Origin of the sequence: Aquimarina sp. Aq107, from assembly GCF_943733665.1 — a bacterium.
Taxonomy (GTDB): Bacteria; Bacteroidota; Bacteroidia; order Flavobacteriales; family Flavobacteriaceae; genus Aquimarina.
Window position 1 is genome coordinate 1097877 of the sequence record NZ_OX030782.1, and the last position, 14956, is coordinate 1112832.

A 14956-nucleotide genomic window follows, 5' to 3' on the forward strand; every position below is an offset into this window, starting at 1 on the left:
ATGAGAAAGCTGATAAATAAGATAGTATTCTTTATCAATTCATTGGTAGCTTTTGCCTTATTGATGTCTTATTTATTACCCTATGTTTCTCCTCAAACATTTCCTTTATTATCTGTATTAAGTCTTGCAGTTCCTATATTAATTGTTGTTAATGCATTATTTCTGCTATATTGGGCTGTCCTTCTTAAGCGTAAAATGTTATTGTCATTGATCGTATTGGTTTTAGGAATATCTCATGTAACATCTTTATATAAGTTAAGTGGGAAATCATCAGATAATACAGATAAAACACTTTCCTTACTTAGTTATAATGTACACGCATTTAATCGATTTAAATGGATTGATTCGGATCAAATACCAAAAGAGATTTCAGAATTAGTAAAAACCGAAAATCCTGATATTTTCTGTGCGCAGGAATTTTATAATAATCCTGATATAGATTTTACACAATATGATTATAAATATGATTATTTTCATCATCGCAGTAAAGAACTAGCATTAGTTATATTTTCTAAATTCCCTTTTATAAACAAAGGTTCATTAAGTTTTGAAAAAACCGCTAATAATGTCATTTTCGCTGACATTGTTGCAGATGAAGATACAGTGAGAGTTTATAATGTTCATTTGCAATCTCACGGTATTAGTACTAAAACAGATGATCTGGCTAAAGCAGATTCTCAAAAGTTATTAAAACGTATCCAGACTTCTTTTAAAAAACAACAAAGTCAAGCAGAGCAACTTATTGATCATATGAAGTCATCACCATATAGAAATATTGTAATGGGTGATTTTAACAATACGGCATATTCTTATATCTATGATAAAATAAAGTCAGAAGATTTGCAAGATACTTTTAAAGAAGCGGGTAAAGGTTTTGGGAAAACCTTTAATTTTGAGTTATTTCCAGCTAGAATTGATTTTATTTTAGTTTCAGATGAGACAGAAGTAATTGGTTTTAAGAGCTATGATGTGGAGCTCTCGGATCATTATCCAATATCTTCTAGAATCAAGCTTTGATCTATTGATTTTCTAATCTTATAGCGTTATTAGCCATCTTTTTTTCCCAATCGTCTGCAAAAACAGCATGACCATTTTCAATCATTGATTTCATTATTGTTTTAACAGCTTCTTGTATTTGTGGCGGGAAATTATAGAACTTTTTATTTATTTTGGTAGTTCTCCCATCAGGAATTTCGCTATTCTGGTGTTTGATAGTCACTCTGCTTTTTTTATTATAAGCAATGATTCTTACCCTGCCATCTTCGTATTTACTCGGAGTAATTGTGCCGTAAACGATTATAGGATCTATTACACCATCTCCATCAAAATCTGATAGTCGCGAATATTGATTCCAGAAACCAACTGATGCCTCCCAATCTTTATCTATTTCGCCTTTGATAGTTGATCTTTTTTTGAATTGATTTTTTTCTACTCGTAAGTTTACTCCATATATATTATCATATAAAGTATCTTTTTCTTCGTTTATTATTTTTTTATGATCCGTAAGTAGTAGGTAATATTCACCAGAATCATCTTTATAATTATATGCTTGATATAATGGATAGGAAAGACCTAATTGAATCTGTCTTCTGTTAGAGAAAACGGCGTTCATTTCTTTTTTGGTAAGTTTTTTAGCTAAAGCAGTGTCTACAGGTATTGTAGCGTGTTTTTCTATTGGTAATGCGTTATTTTTTTTTGTTTGCGCATTAGAATCTTCTTTGGGATCTTTGGTTTGTTTACCACAAGAAAAAAATGTAAGAATAACGATAGAAAGTAGAAGTTTATTCATAGATATATGGTTTATAAATAACGTTAGGGGGCTTATTTATGTACTAAATTTAAAAAATATTTTCTAAATAGAAGATCTATATCATTAAACAATCAATAGAGTCAGTAAGAATGTGCCAAAGCAATGCCATTCCAATAATTCTTGTTTTTTTAGGAATTAGTGTTAAAAAGTACAAAGTAATTGCGGGTAAACTATGTAAGAAATGAAACCCAATACTACACCTGTTTGGATCGAAAATAGGATTTGCTATTAAATGATCTAAATCAATTAACATTGCTCCTAAAAAAATAAGATATACTTTTTTCCATTGTTTAGGGAATAGTATAAAAGCAATACCAAGTGGTATAAGAAAATGAAATCCGTAATGTACTAATGTGCGAAACATTAAAAAATTTGTTGTTCTTCTAAGTAAGTAAGAGCATTCGTTCCCTCATTGAATAAGAGATCTAAAATAGAAAGGTTAGGAATGAAACCGTACTTATCAGAAAACACCTGGATATAAGACGATAGCTCGTATTGTTTCTCTTTTTTGGCATTTATCAATGTTCTTAGATCAATTACAGTTTCGACTTCTTTTTGATAAGTTAATGTTTTCGTATAAGAAACATCTAGTTGTAGGCAATCCTGAATAACCTCCATACATTCATAATTAAAGTCCAACAAGAAATCTTTTCTTTTTTCAAAAAGATGTATCATCTCATCTTCATAATACTCAAAAAACGGAGAAGTTCGGTACGCAGATTCAATAGATTTCCAGTGGAGTAACTGCCACTTAAATTCGTTTTCTATTTTGACATCTTTATATAGTTGCTTGTTATTACTTTTGTCACCAGAATGTTTTATCGGAATGGTTAACAATAGCTTTCCATTTGCACCATAAATATAGTTTCTACTGCGATACGTTTGTTTTTGATAGTTGTCCTCATTTTCAAAAATAATCGAATCAGATTGCGCTATTACTGCATACTGAGAAATAGACCCAAAATACATAGGGTGGAGTAGGACGTTTTTCAATCTAAAATTGTATTACTTGTTTTATTACGATAATAAGCTTGATGGATATACGGACAAATATATAGTATTACGCAGCTTTCTTTTTCTTACGGTATTTACTGAAAACTATCCACCCTGCTAATGCAATTAAGAAATAATAGAAATATGATACAGGTTCTCCATTACCACCAACTGTGGTAAACAGACGCTCCCATCTTATTTTGTTAAATAAACCTTTAGCATTAGTATCCCAGCTCATCCAGATAAAAACTGGCTTACCTACAATATGATTTGCTGGCACATATCCCCAGGCACGGCTATCCTCACTATTATGACGATTATCACCCATCATCCAATAATAGTCTTGTTTGAAAGTGTAGCTATCAATTGGATTTCCATTTAATAAAACTTTAGTCCCATTTACAGATAATTTATTATCTATTCCCATTTCTGAACCTTCATAAACTTCTATGATTCTTCTGTACAAAGAAAAACTCTTTAGATCCATTTTAACCGTTTTACCAGCTTCAGGAATATAAATTGCACCGAAATTATCAATATTCCAGTTAACCTTTCCGTTGTTAGGAAAAATACCAGAACCTTTTACTCCTTTTGGAGTAATGCTTCTTTGAATGCTGGCTACATTAGGATGATTTTTGAATTTATTAGCAGCTTCATTTGTTAGACCTCCTGATTGGAAGAATTCATTGTTGTAACCAAATTCGTTTGGTTTAATTTTATATCGATTGTATAGGTTCTGCATATTAAACCCTTTTCCCTTAGTGCTTCCTGTATAAGAAAATTGTAATTGTGCTCTATCTGGTAATTCGTTTTGTTTTCCATTAATATGCACATACCCGTCAACAATAGATAAAGAGTCACCGGGAATACCGACGCATCTTTTTACATAATTGGATTTTTTATCAATTGGTTTGTAAACATGAATTCCAGAAGGATCTCTAAAAAATCGAACTGTATCTACAGGCCAGCTAAATACTACAATATCATTACGCTTTATTTTTTGAAAACCTGGTAGTCTAAAGTATGGATATTGTATATCGCTATTGTATGATTTAGTCTTTACTAAAGGAATAGTATCATGAACCATAGGAAAAGAAACTGATGTCATTGGTGTTCTCGCCCCATAATGAAATTTGCTTACAAATAAGAAATCACCAACCAAAAGTGTTCTTTCTAAAGATCCCGTTGGTATCGTATATGGTTGCATAAAGTATGTGTGAACTAATGTAGCAGCAACTACCGCAAAAAGAATAGAGCTAACCCATTCTCCGGTACCTGTTTTTGGTTTTAGATCCCTGTCTTCTATGTGTTTCACATCTAACATATAGTTTACGTAATAGATGTAGAAACCTAATGTTACAATTACTAGTATGGTATCAGTTGTTGTATTTTTTCCAAAACTTCTAATAGTTTCGACCCATACAACCGGAAGCATAATCACATTGATCACCGGAATAAATAGTAATATAACCCACCACCAAGGACGATTAATTATTTTCATTAAAACAACTGCATTGTATACAGGTACTGCTGCTTCCCAAGCTTTTCTTCCTGCTTTAACGTATAGTTTCCATGTTCCCAAGAAATGTATTACTTGTACTGCCAGGAAAAAAATAAACCATTCTGATAGTGTCATTCTGTGTATGTTTTTAATATAAGTGTAAGTAACATCAAAAGTGTTACACTTTTTATTTTTTAGTTATAAACCTAAAACGTCTTTCATTCCATAAACACCTGTTTTGCCAGATAACCATTCTGCGGCCACAACAGCACCTAATGCAAACCCTTGTCGGTTATGTGCAGTATGTTTAATTTCTATATCATCTACAGCAGAAGTATATGTAACAGTATGAGTTCCAGGAATATTTTCAATTCTTTTGGCAACAATAGGTATTGTTGTCTCATTTCCTTGATCTAAAAGCCATCTATCTTTATTACTATTTTCAATAACCCCTTCGGCTAAGGTAATAGCGGTTCCACTCGGAGCATCTAATTTTTGTGTATGATGAATTTCTTCCATTTTGATGTCATACCCTTCGATAGGATGCATCATTTTTGCTAATTTTTTATTTAGTTCAAAGAACAAGTTAACGCCTAAGCTATAGTTAGAAGCATAAATAAAACCTCCTTTTTTTTCCTGACACAAAGATATGATCTGATCATAGTGGTCCAGCCAACCTGTTGTTCCAGAAACAATAGGAACTCCAGCATTGAAACAGTTGGTAATATTGTTTACTGCAGCAAAAGGAATGCTAAAATCTATAGCTACATCAGCTACAGATATATCATAATCTTTATCGTCCTTATCAACTATAAGTGCAATAGAATGACCTCTCTCTGTTGCAATTTTCTCTATGGTTTTACCCATTCTGCCATATCCTAAAAGAGCAATGTTCATATTTTTTTGGTGGTTGTTGGTTATAAAATCTAAAAACTATAATTTAATGACATAACATAACTAGGTCTGGCATCAAATTCGTTGAATTTTATTTTAGGTTTAAAAGATAAATCTTTTGAGACATTAAACTGCTGTAAATGTGCGGTAACATTAGCATCGATAATATTAAGGACATATAAACCTGCGGTAATTAATAAAGATAATTCTTGATCTCTTCTAAATCTTCGTTGTAGATCAATTAACTGTTCATCGCTAAAATCTGGGAAATCAAGATCACTTGGATCAATCCCAGCTAATCTTCCTTTATAGGCATCTCGAAGTTCATTGTAAACTCGATTATTTTCCAAATAGAAGTATACCCCAGCGCCTAACGCTCCATAAACAATAGGTATTTTCCAGTATTTTCCAGTATAAGCTTGACCTAAACCTGGTAGTATAGCAGAATAAAAAGCAGCACGAGCTGGCGCCAAAGGCTCATAGGGTCTAATTTTTTTATTTCTTTTCTTCTTTTTCTTTTTAACTGCTACTTTTTCTGTAACTACTTTTAATTCATCATTCTCTTTATTCTCATTTTCTTCTTGAGAAAAAGCATTATGAACAAAAAAGCATAAAAATAAAATAATATAAAATGACTTAGTTTTCACTATCAATAAGTTTCTTTAGGCGTTTAAAATCTTCTTCAGAAGAAAACGGGATTATTAATTTCCCTCGTCCATTACTGGAAACTTTAACATCAATCTTAGCTCCAAAATATTCTGAGAAATCTTTAATTCCTTTCAAAATATATTGAGGAGCCTTATTTTCCGTTTTTTCAGTATCGGTTTTTTCTTCTTTATTGTTTAAAGACCTAACTAATTTTTCAGTGTTACGGACAGATAAAGAATCTCCTATAATTTTTTCATAAATATCGAGTTGCTGTTGTTGATCGTCGATATTTATCAATGCTCTTCCATGCCCCATAGAGATAAAACCATCTCTAATACCTGTTTGTACAATAGGGTCTAATTTTAATAGTCTTAGATAATTCGCAATAGTAGATCTTTTTTTACCAACACGATCACTTAATTGTTCTTGAGTTAACTTAATCTCATCGATCAATCGCTGGTATGATAGAGAAATCTCTATTGGATCTAAATCTTGACGTTGGATATTTTCTACCAAAGCCATAGTTAACGATTCTTGATCATCGGCAATACGGATGTATGCAGGAATCGTTTTTAAGCCAACTAATTTAGATGCACGAAAACGTCTTTCTCCACTAACTAATTGATATTTATCAAAATCTAACTTACGAACAGTTATAGGTTGTATCACACCTATTTCTTTTATTGAAGTAGCAAGCTCTTGAAGTGTTTCGTCATTAAAACTGGTCCTTGGTTGAAAAGGATTAACCTCAATACTATTAAGATCTAATTCTATAATATTACCAACTACCTTATCAGCATTTTTATCATCAGCTGATTTTATATCATTTTCCGGGTCTTTCAGCAAAGCTGATAAACCTCTACCTAATGCTTGTTTTTTGGTTGCCTTCGCCATGAATCCTTAACTATTTTTCTTTATAATCTCGTGTGCCAAACTTAAGTAATTGCTGGCACCTTTACTAGAAGCATCATAATTAATTATGCTCTCACCATAACTAGGAGCTTCACTTAAACGTATATTTCTCTGAATGATTGTTTTAAAAACCATTTCATTAAAATGTTTTTGCACTTCTTCTACCACTTGATTCGATAATCGTAATCTAGAATCATACATGGTAAGTAATAATCCTTCTATATCCAATTGTTGATTATGGATTTTCTGAACACTTTTGATAGTGTTAAGTAATTTCCCCAACCCTTCTAAAGCAAAATATTCACATTGGATAGGTATAATAACAGAATCAGATGCGGTTAATGCATTTAACGTTAATAAACCTAATGAAGGTGCGCAATCAATCAGTATGTAATCATACGCTGATCTAAGATCATCGATTGCTTTTTTTAGCATATACTCGCGTTCGTCTTTATCTACTAATTCGATTTCGATAGCAACAAGATCGATATGTGCTGGTATAATATCTACATTAGGAGAAGTAGTTTCTAATATTGCTTCTTTAGGATTGATGGTGTGTTCTAGAATCTGATACGTTCCTTTTTCGACACTTTCTACATCTAATCCTAATCCAGAAGTCGCGTTGGCTTGTGGATCAGCATCTATTAATAATACTTTTTTCTCTAATACTCCTAGAGAAGCAGCTAAATTTACAGAGGTGGTTGTTTTACCAACACCACCCTTTTGATTGGCAATCGCTATTATTTTACCCATAGGGGGAGATTTGGATTTTAAGCGATAAAAATACAATTAATTATACATTATAAAAATGAAAAATATTAACAGTGCTTAATAAAAAAGAGACCATCAGTGTTGACGGTCTCTGAGAAGATGTTATTATTATATAAAAGTTATAAATTAAAACTATAACCTAATTTTAGAGTGAATGTATTACTTGCATATGTAGCTCCTACAAAATCTAAAAAATCTCCTATTCTTTCATACCCTACCTTAGCTATTATGTCATTATTTTTATAAACATTGTAATTAAAACCTAGCTCTATCGCAAATCCCGAAGAAGACTTTAATATTGGAACATTAAAATCTTCATAAAAATATTCTTCATTTCCATCAGTATCAATCCTTAGATATGTTTTATCTGAATTAAGTAACCGACTATTTATATAAAATATCCCTAAGTTGCTATTTAATTTTTTCTTTGATTGACTAAAGTTATAATAAATACCAAACCTAAGATTTAAAGTTTTAGGATTTACTTTGGTTGTGACATAATCTCCTATTAAAACAGGGACGTTTCTAAAGTAGTCTGTTTCTGAGTTTATCTCATTATAGGAAGCTCCAATCGAAAGTGAAGTTTTAGAGTTGAATAGAGTAGGAGTATATATATAATGGATTTCTATTGATGGCGTTAAAGAGTTTTCAAACCCCATTCCTCTTATTCCGTCTCCTTTTTCTTTAATTTTTGTAGAATATAAACCTGCTAGTATTACAAGGTCATGTATATCTTCTCTTTTTAATCGTTCGGAACTAAAAGAGGTACTTCCTGAACAATTGTTATATTCTAAAAAGGCTTTAGATAAACTGGTTAGTGTTAGTTTAATATTATTTGCTCGGATTTTTAAGTTTTCACAATCATTAAATTCAAGATTTAAAATTCCAACATATCGTTTTAACTTGAATTGTCCTTTACTCAAGTCCCCTTTGTTTTTTGTAATAATATCCAGTTCTTTCAAACCTGATTTTTTGGATTTCAGAAAATATCTTTTGTCACCATTTTTATCATTGTATAAAAGGAGACTTGCTTTTCCTTCAATAATTACTTCAAGAAAAACAGGAGAGAGGTTGATTAACTCGGTAATTACTTTTTTATCAACATTATCAAAAGCATAATAATCAATTTGATTAGTTGTAAACGTTTTTACCTCACTCTCTTCTAGTTTTTTAAATAGAATTGATTTGTAATTTTTTTTATTAAAAAATTGAATCAATCCCTCTTGTTTTGATCCGTCTTTTAAATGGATAGTTCCTGGTTCAAATTTATTTTGAGCAGAAGTTATTGTGCTTATTAATAATGCGATTAGTAAAATAATTGTATTCTTCATTTTTGCTATTTATTTATACATTATAGTGTCATTAAATGAATAAATGTTACTGTATAGAATGGGATATTTTTTTAATTTTATTTAGGTTTATAAATAAAAAAGGCCGTCTACTGAAACAGACGGCCTTCGAAGTGAATATTATGTTTTATTTATTCTTTTTCTGGCATTAATACACCTAAAATATAACCAGTATCTACATATTTTTGAGCTATTTTTTGAATATCTTGTTTAGATAATTTTTGAATAGTTTCTGCATATGTATCTCCGATTTCTAATTTGATCTGATTATAATCTGCATTCTGAAGATTGCCTAACCAGAATGAATTTTGCTTACTTTGTTCTTTATAACTTAATAATCTGGATTCTTTTATTTTAGCCAGATCCTTATCAGTTGGTCCTTGGGTTATTATTGTTTTTACCTCTGCAATAGCGGCATCAGTAAGTTTTTTTACATTTTCTGGTCCACAAGGGAAAGAGATTGAAAAACGATATCCACTATAACCTCCAGATGGACCTATTTTGTACATATTACCTCTCGCTCCAACACCATATACACCACCTTCTTCTTCTCTAAGTTTCTCTATAAGTTTGATACTTAGAATTTCTCCTAATGCTTCGATCGCTAATTTTTCGGATCTATCATAGGTTGTCTCTCCTCTCCAGATAATGTTTACCGAACTTTTTGGATCCTTACCTCTATAGACTGTTTTTTCATGAGCACCAGATAATGGTCTGAAATCTGAAACTTTATAAATCTCATCTTTACCGATATCTGGTAAGCTAGCAATATATGTTTCTGCATATTGTTTTAGTTTAGACTCGTCAATGTTACCAACAAAATAGAAATTAAAACCTCCAGCTCCTGCAAATCTTTCTTTATATTTTTCATAGGCTAAATCGTAGTTAACCGCATCTAATTTCTCAGGTGTAGGAAAACCAGTATACCTTGGATCTTTTTGAAATTGAAACTTATTAAACTCCTCTCTAAAGTAACTTTGAGGATTAGATAAATAGTTCGCTAAAAAACCTTTTGTTTTTTCCTGATCGGATCTAAACGCTTTTTCATCTTTATTGACACTAGTAAAGTAAAGGTGTATTTGTTGAAATAGCACTTCTAAATCTTTGGGAGTAGCAGACCCATTAAATCCTTCGGATAAATTATTTATATACGGACGAACTCTAGCAATTTTCCCAGCCATTACTTTATTCATGTCGTTAAGAGATAATCCTCCGAGTCCGGTTTGAGCAATACTCCCCAATCCAAAACTTACTTGCTTGTAATCTTCTAATGAAAATAAAGAGCTTCCTCCATAGCTATACGCAGAAAATAAGATTTCATCATTTTTAAAATCAGTTTTCTTATATGTGATTTTGGCTCCGTTACTTAATTCTAAAATAGTAACATCAAGTTTTTCGTCTTTTTTAGATGATACCACTGTACCAGGACTTGGCATTTTTTCAATTAAATTTTCACGAACTTTCTCATCTTTGTAATCCTCAATATCTGCTGTTTCTATTTCTTTTAGTAATGCAAGGATTTCTTCTTTTGTTACTTGTTTTAAACCATCTTTTTCTGGTCCAGTCATAACTACAGCTCGATTGTCATCGTGTAAAAAACCTTTAATCAGTCCATTAACCTCTTCAAGAGTAATGGTTGGTAGTTGTGACATTGTGTATTGATATTCCCATTCGATCCCTGGAATTGGTTCTTGTTCTAGATAGTTGTTAATATACTCACCGATAATACGAGCAGATTCTCTTTTGTCTTTATCTTTAAATTGCTTTTCCCAATTAGCAGAAATTTGCTTCTTTGCACGCTCTAATTCACTAGCTTTAAATCCATGTTTTTGAACTCTTTTGTTTTCTTGAAGTATTGTTTTTAAAGCGATTAACTGACCTGTTTCTGAGGTTAAGGCAAAGGATTGATATGCTTCCCTATTACGGGCAAAAGTTCCACTATGACTACTTCCTGCGAATACAAATGGTGGATTAGGTTTATTACGTAATTCGTTTAAACGGCTATTCATCATTTGGGTAAATACTCTTTCTACAATGGCCTTCCTGTAATCTCCTACTGTAGTCATTGGTTCTGAAACCTCTCTGTCTTTATACATAAGTCTAACAACAGAGTTTGAGGCTTCTTTATCCGATACAACAGCAATAAGCGTTTCTTTATGATTAGGGGTGTCGTAAGTTTCTCTTTTCTTAGGGTTTAACGGCATTTGTAAGCCACTAAAGTGATCTTTAATTTTTTGTTCCAAGGTAGCTACATCAAGATCACCTACTGCTACTACGGACATTAAATCTGGACGATACCAGTCTTTGTAAAAACTCCTTACATCTTCATATTTGAAGTTTTCTAATATTTTTTTAGTCCCTATAGGTAAACGTTCCGAATATCTAGAATTATAGGCTATAATAGGTAAATACTCTTGTAGCATACGCTCATTAGCACCTTTACCTAAACGGTATTCTTCTAGTACGACACCTCTTTCTCCATCGATAGCTTCTTCGGTTAATTCTGCGTTATGCGCCCAATCTTCAATGATTTGAAATCCTTTTTCTAGCTTTTCTGGATCATCACTAGGAATAGGTAAAATATAAACTGTTTGATCAAAACTAGTATATGCGTTAAGGTCCGCTCCAAATTTAACTCCAATGGTTTGTAGGTAATCTACAAGATCATTCTTTTTAAAGTTCTTAGTTCCATTAAAGTTCATATGTTCCATAAAATGAGCCAAACCTAATTGGTTTTCGTCCTCTAAAATAGAACCTGCGTTTACAACTAATCTTAATTCGACCTTGTCTTCAGGTTTTCCATTATTACGTATATAATAGGTGAGACCATTTTTTAATTTCCCAATCTTTACATTAGGATCTACGGGTATTTTATCTTCATTTTTTACATTAGATGCTGCGTTTAACTCTTTAGTATCGCTAGATTGAGCTATTCCGGAAAATGGGATACTACATAAAAAAGCTCCAATAAATGTATTAAAAATTGTTTTTTTAATCATCGATGACATATTATGGTTAGTGTGAATTTGTTCCTTGATTATTTTTTAAAAGTAGTTAAACTTTTTATTATTGAACTATTTTTTTAGTTGAATATTTGATTTTGATGAGTTTTCTGTTGTATAGAAGTTCTATAGCTGGTAATCTTTTATAATTTTTTAATTAGCTATTCTATATATATATAAGTGTCGTAAAGAATAGATTTGTTACCTAGTTACTTTATAAAAAAACGAAGACACTTTATCTACAACTGTAAAATGACCTGTGAAGTATATTGCATTTCTAGTTTAGTGGGGGAAGCTTGGGTATTAGTTTTTAGGAAAGAAATGAAGGATTTCATTTTTTAATCAAACAAAATGTTTATGGACAAAATTACAAAGAAAAATATACTGGGAAGTTTTGCTTCCCAGTACTATTATAACCTATTTTTATTCCTTTTGATAGGTGTAAAAATGTTTGACTATAATAATTTAAAATGGATTAAAGGCACAATGTCCATCAATACATATGTAGTCAGTTGCGCTACCAGTTTGACCTGTTGCCATCCAACACTCTCTAGCGGACTTACATTCGCCACCGAATTTACCTCCAAAGACTTTCTTTTGTTCTATTTTGTTTAAAGGCTTTCCTATGTTTAAAATTTGATTTTTCATAATAGATATTTAAAAATTATTTTACAGGGAATATTTATAGACACTCACCATTTATGTCTATTCTTTTATAGTTTTTAAACTAATTAGATAGAGGATCACTACCATCAGTACATTTGTCATTGCAGTCTACATAAACAGGATAAAATCCTCCAAATTTTTGTATTAAGCAGAAACATCTGGAAGAATCTCCTGAACCTCCTCCATTTCCTCCACCTCCAGGAAAACCAGCAATAGGATCTGTACCTCCTTTAATGAGTTTCTGATCCAATTTAGTTAAAGCTTTTCCTAGTTTTAAAATTGATTTTTTCATAATAAATATTTAAAAATTATTTTGCAGTGAACATTTTAAGACACTCACTGTATGTGCCTATTCTTTGCGAGAGAATTTATTTAAAGAGACGTTTGCTAATAATCTAAACGCTTTTTAAAGATTTTTTTGCTTGATAAATACATAAAAGAAGTAGATTCTACTTCTTTTATGTATTTTAAATAATCTGATGTTAACAAGAATGTCCACTACAGGTACAATGAGAAAAATCTGCACCATATAACTCCATTTGAAGTGCTATATGATATTGTCTATCTTCTTCCCTAATTCTACATAAATCTGAACAGTCAAAAAATGCGCGGCCTCCGTTAATTTCTTTTTGCGCTGATTTGTTTAAAGTTTTCCCCAGTTCTAAAATTGATTTTTTCATAATAAATATTTAAAAATTATTTTTGTAGTGAACATTTTAAGACACTCACTTTATATGTCTATTCTTCGCGAGAGAATATGTTTATGCAAAACCCCAGTTTGGGGTTTTGCTATTGATGCTATGCTAGTAGGTGAGTACTGATTCAGTATTGTAGCTTTCTTCTAAGTCTTCTATAAAAAATAGTAGATCTTTTCTTTCATATTCTTTTGGATAAGCCTTTCCGTTTATTAGTATTTCTGGGGTAAAATTTATACCATTATTAGTACACCATTCTTTTTCAGTATTCAAAACAGATAAACTAGCTTTTAAGTTATTAGTAACACCCCAAGTTTGGATCCATTTTTCAACGTTCTCTCCTATATAAATAGCGCTCATTGCTTGTCGGCATATTTCTGGGCCTTGTGTATTATATAGCTCTACTAATCTACTTGTTACTTTTATTTGATTTGATTCTAAATGGTCCACATTAGTGTTAAAACGAACTATTATTCTAACATTATTCCCGTGTTGTTTTAAAATATCTTCAATAATTGTGTGTACTGGTTTACAATGTCCACAAAAGGGATTCGTAACAATTAGTAGTTCTAATTTGGAAGAAGCGTTTCCAAAAATTATTTCTTGCAAATTGTCTATGTTAGTATCTAATGTTGCAGACCTTTGGAGTAAACTGTCAAATAAAGTGTAATTTCTTTTAAATTTTAGATACGCTATTTTGTTTTTTTGTAGATCTTTTTGCTGTATAAAAATGGGTTTTAAATAATTCCAGATGGTGTATACGATAGTATAACTTAAAATGAATATGGCAATACTGTATACTGTAATTAAATTAGATGATTCAATATTGGAATAGCTAATGACAGATTGTACCCATAAAATGCCAACTATTGTTAAACATAGTAAACACCATTTTTTGATAATAGCATATTGGTAGTATATAGAGTATAATGTAATAATAGAAGCTAAAATGCTAATGAGATGAATCGTGTAAAAATTTGCGGTGAGTAATAAAGAAGTAAGAGTTAAGCCCGAAAAATACAGTAAACTTAGATCGCTTAGTTTATGACCTTTAAAAAGATTTGCTCCTTTAGAAGTTAAAACAGCATCACAATCTTTTTTTTCTGTATTTCCTGAGCAAAATGCATTTCCAATACTCGTTTTTTCTCCATTTTCTTGTTTTAGTATCACTAAACTAATTATAATCCCGAGTATAGATAATACGGTATGAACAAGATTAATTAATAGAGGTCGTTGATAAAATAACGCTATAAAAAACGAGACTGTAAGTACACCAAATAATAAGATTTCTTTTGTATTAGACGTTTTTACGGTTTTACTTTCACTTTTTTCATTTTCTACAGCTACTATAATTCCCGTAAATTTTTGTAAGAATTGTTCTTGAGAGACAGTTTCCTTTTCGTTATCCTTTGAAAGGATATTATAATCTTTTGTTTTTTTGTCTTTTTCAACAAATACTAGGTCTTTACCATTATTATCAAGATAGATCTGGGCTAAAAAATTATTAGGTAATTGTGCTAGTGTTTCTGAGTTTACGGGAACATCGGCTGCAATGTTCTCTATGTTAAAATGATCTAATACTCCAGTTATTGCATGTAAGCTTGGGTATGATGGATGACTTTGGATCTGAAAACTAAACTCTTTTTTATCAAAAGAAATTTTATTCTTTTTTAATAACCTTTGTGTAATATATATTAAACTGTCTTTCAAAATTT

General features: G+C 31.1%; 15 protein-coding genes. 1 reads left to right on the forward strand and 14 read right to left on the reverse strand.

Annotated elements, in window-relative coordinates:
• Positions 1-1017 carry an endonuclease/exonuclease/phosphatase family protein gene (locus tag NMK29_RS04465; RefSeq protein WP_108801760.1) on the forward strand — a complete coding sequence of 339 codons (1017 nt, stop codon included), beginning with the start codon at positions 1-3 and terminating at the stop codon, positions 1015-1017.
• Between the two features lies 1 nt (position 1018).
• Here NMK29_RS04465 and NMK29_RS04470 read toward each other — a convergent pair whose 3' ends face one another.
• The 14 genes from NMK29_RS04470 to NMK29_RS04535 form a co-directional block, all read right to left on the reverse strand.
• A complete protein-coding gene (locus tag NMK29_RS04470; protein WP_108801761.1) occupies positions 1019-1789 on the reverse strand; it encodes a M949_RS01915 family surface polysaccharide biosynthesis protein in 771 nt (256 codons plus the stop codon).
• A 76-nt stretch (positions 1790-1865) separates the two neighbouring features.
• A complete protein-coding gene (locus tag NMK29_RS04475; protein ID WP_108801762.1) occupies positions 1866-2174 on the reverse strand; it encodes a DUF6122 family protein in 309 nt (102 codons plus the stop codon).
• A complete protein-coding gene (locus tag NMK29_RS04480; RefSeq protein ID WP_108801763.1) occupies positions 2174-2803 on the reverse strand; it encodes a WbqC family protein in 630 nt (209 codons plus the stop codon). The genes NMK29_RS04475 and NMK29_RS04480 overlap by 1 nt, the downstream gene beginning before the upstream one ends.
• Before the next feature lie 67 nt (positions 2804-2870).
• Positions 2871-4439 (reverse strand): signal peptidase I, encoded by a 1569-nt coding sequence (lepB, locus tag NMK29_RS04485; RefSeq protein WP_108801764.1) that lies wholly within the window; start codon positions 4437-4439, stop codon positions 2871-2873.
• Positions 4440-4502: 63 nt separating this feature from the next.
• Positions 4503-5201, reverse strand: coding sequence for a 4-hydroxy-tetrahydrodipicolinate reductase (dapB, locus tag NMK29_RS04490; protein WP_108801765.1), 699 nt, complete (start codon positions 5199-5201; stop codon positions 4503-4505).
• 29 nt (positions 5202-5230) lie between these two features.
• Entirely contained in the window at positions 5231-5845 is a 615-nt protein-coding gene (locus NMK29_RS04495) for a DUF5683 domain-containing protein (RefSeq protein WP_108801766.1), read from the reverse strand.
• A complete protein-coding gene (locus NMK29_RS04500; protein WP_027395652.1) occupies positions 5835-6740 on the reverse strand; it encodes a ParB/RepB/Spo0J family partition protein in 906 nt (301 codons plus the stop codon). The genes NMK29_RS04495 and NMK29_RS04500 overlap by 11 nt, the downstream gene beginning before the upstream one ends.
• A gap of 6 nt (positions 6741-6746) precedes the next feature.
• The gene (locus NMK29_RS04505) at positions 6747-7511 is read right to left on the reverse strand and encodes a ParA family protein (RefSeq protein WP_027395653.1); all 765 of its coding nucleotides are present in this window, start codon (positions 7509-7511) and stop codon (positions 6747-6749) included.
• Positions 7512-7648: 137 nt separating this feature from the next.
• Positions 7649-8860 (reverse strand): hypothetical protein, encoded by a 1212-nt coding sequence (locus tag NMK29_RS04510; RefSeq protein WP_108801767.1) that lies wholly within the window; start codon positions 8858-8860, stop codon positions 7649-7651.
• A 149-nt stretch (positions 8861-9009) separates the two neighbouring features.
• A complete protein-coding gene (locus NMK29_RS04515) occupies positions 9010-11877 on the reverse strand; it encodes a pitrilysin family protein (protein WP_234424199.1) in 2868 nt (955 codons plus the stop codon).
• Between the two features lie 468 nt (positions 11878-12345).
• Positions 12346-12528 carry a hypothetical protein gene (locus tag NMK29_RS04520; protein WP_027395656.1) on the reverse strand — a complete coding sequence of 61 codons (183 nt, stop codon included), beginning with the start codon at positions 12526-12528 and terminating at the stop codon, positions 12346-12348.
• A gap of 79 nt (positions 12529-12607) precedes the next feature.
• Entirely contained in the window at positions 12608-12838 is a 231-nt protein-coding gene (locus NMK29_RS04525) for a hypothetical protein (RefSeq protein WP_027395657.1), read from the reverse strand.
• Between the two features lie 190 nt (positions 12839-13028).
• Positions 13029-13226 carry a hypothetical protein gene (locus tag NMK29_RS04530; protein ID WP_027395658.1) on the reverse strand — a complete coding sequence of 66 codons (198 nt, stop codon included), beginning with the start codon at positions 13224-13226 and terminating at the stop codon, positions 13029-13031.
• 123 nt (positions 13227-13349) lie between these two features.
• Positions 13350-14951 (reverse strand): vitamin K epoxide reductase family protein, encoded by a 1602-nt coding sequence (locus NMK29_RS04535; RefSeq protein WP_108801769.1) that lies wholly within the window; start codon positions 14949-14951, stop codon positions 13350-13352.
• Positions 14952-14956: the final 5 nt, after the last annotated feature.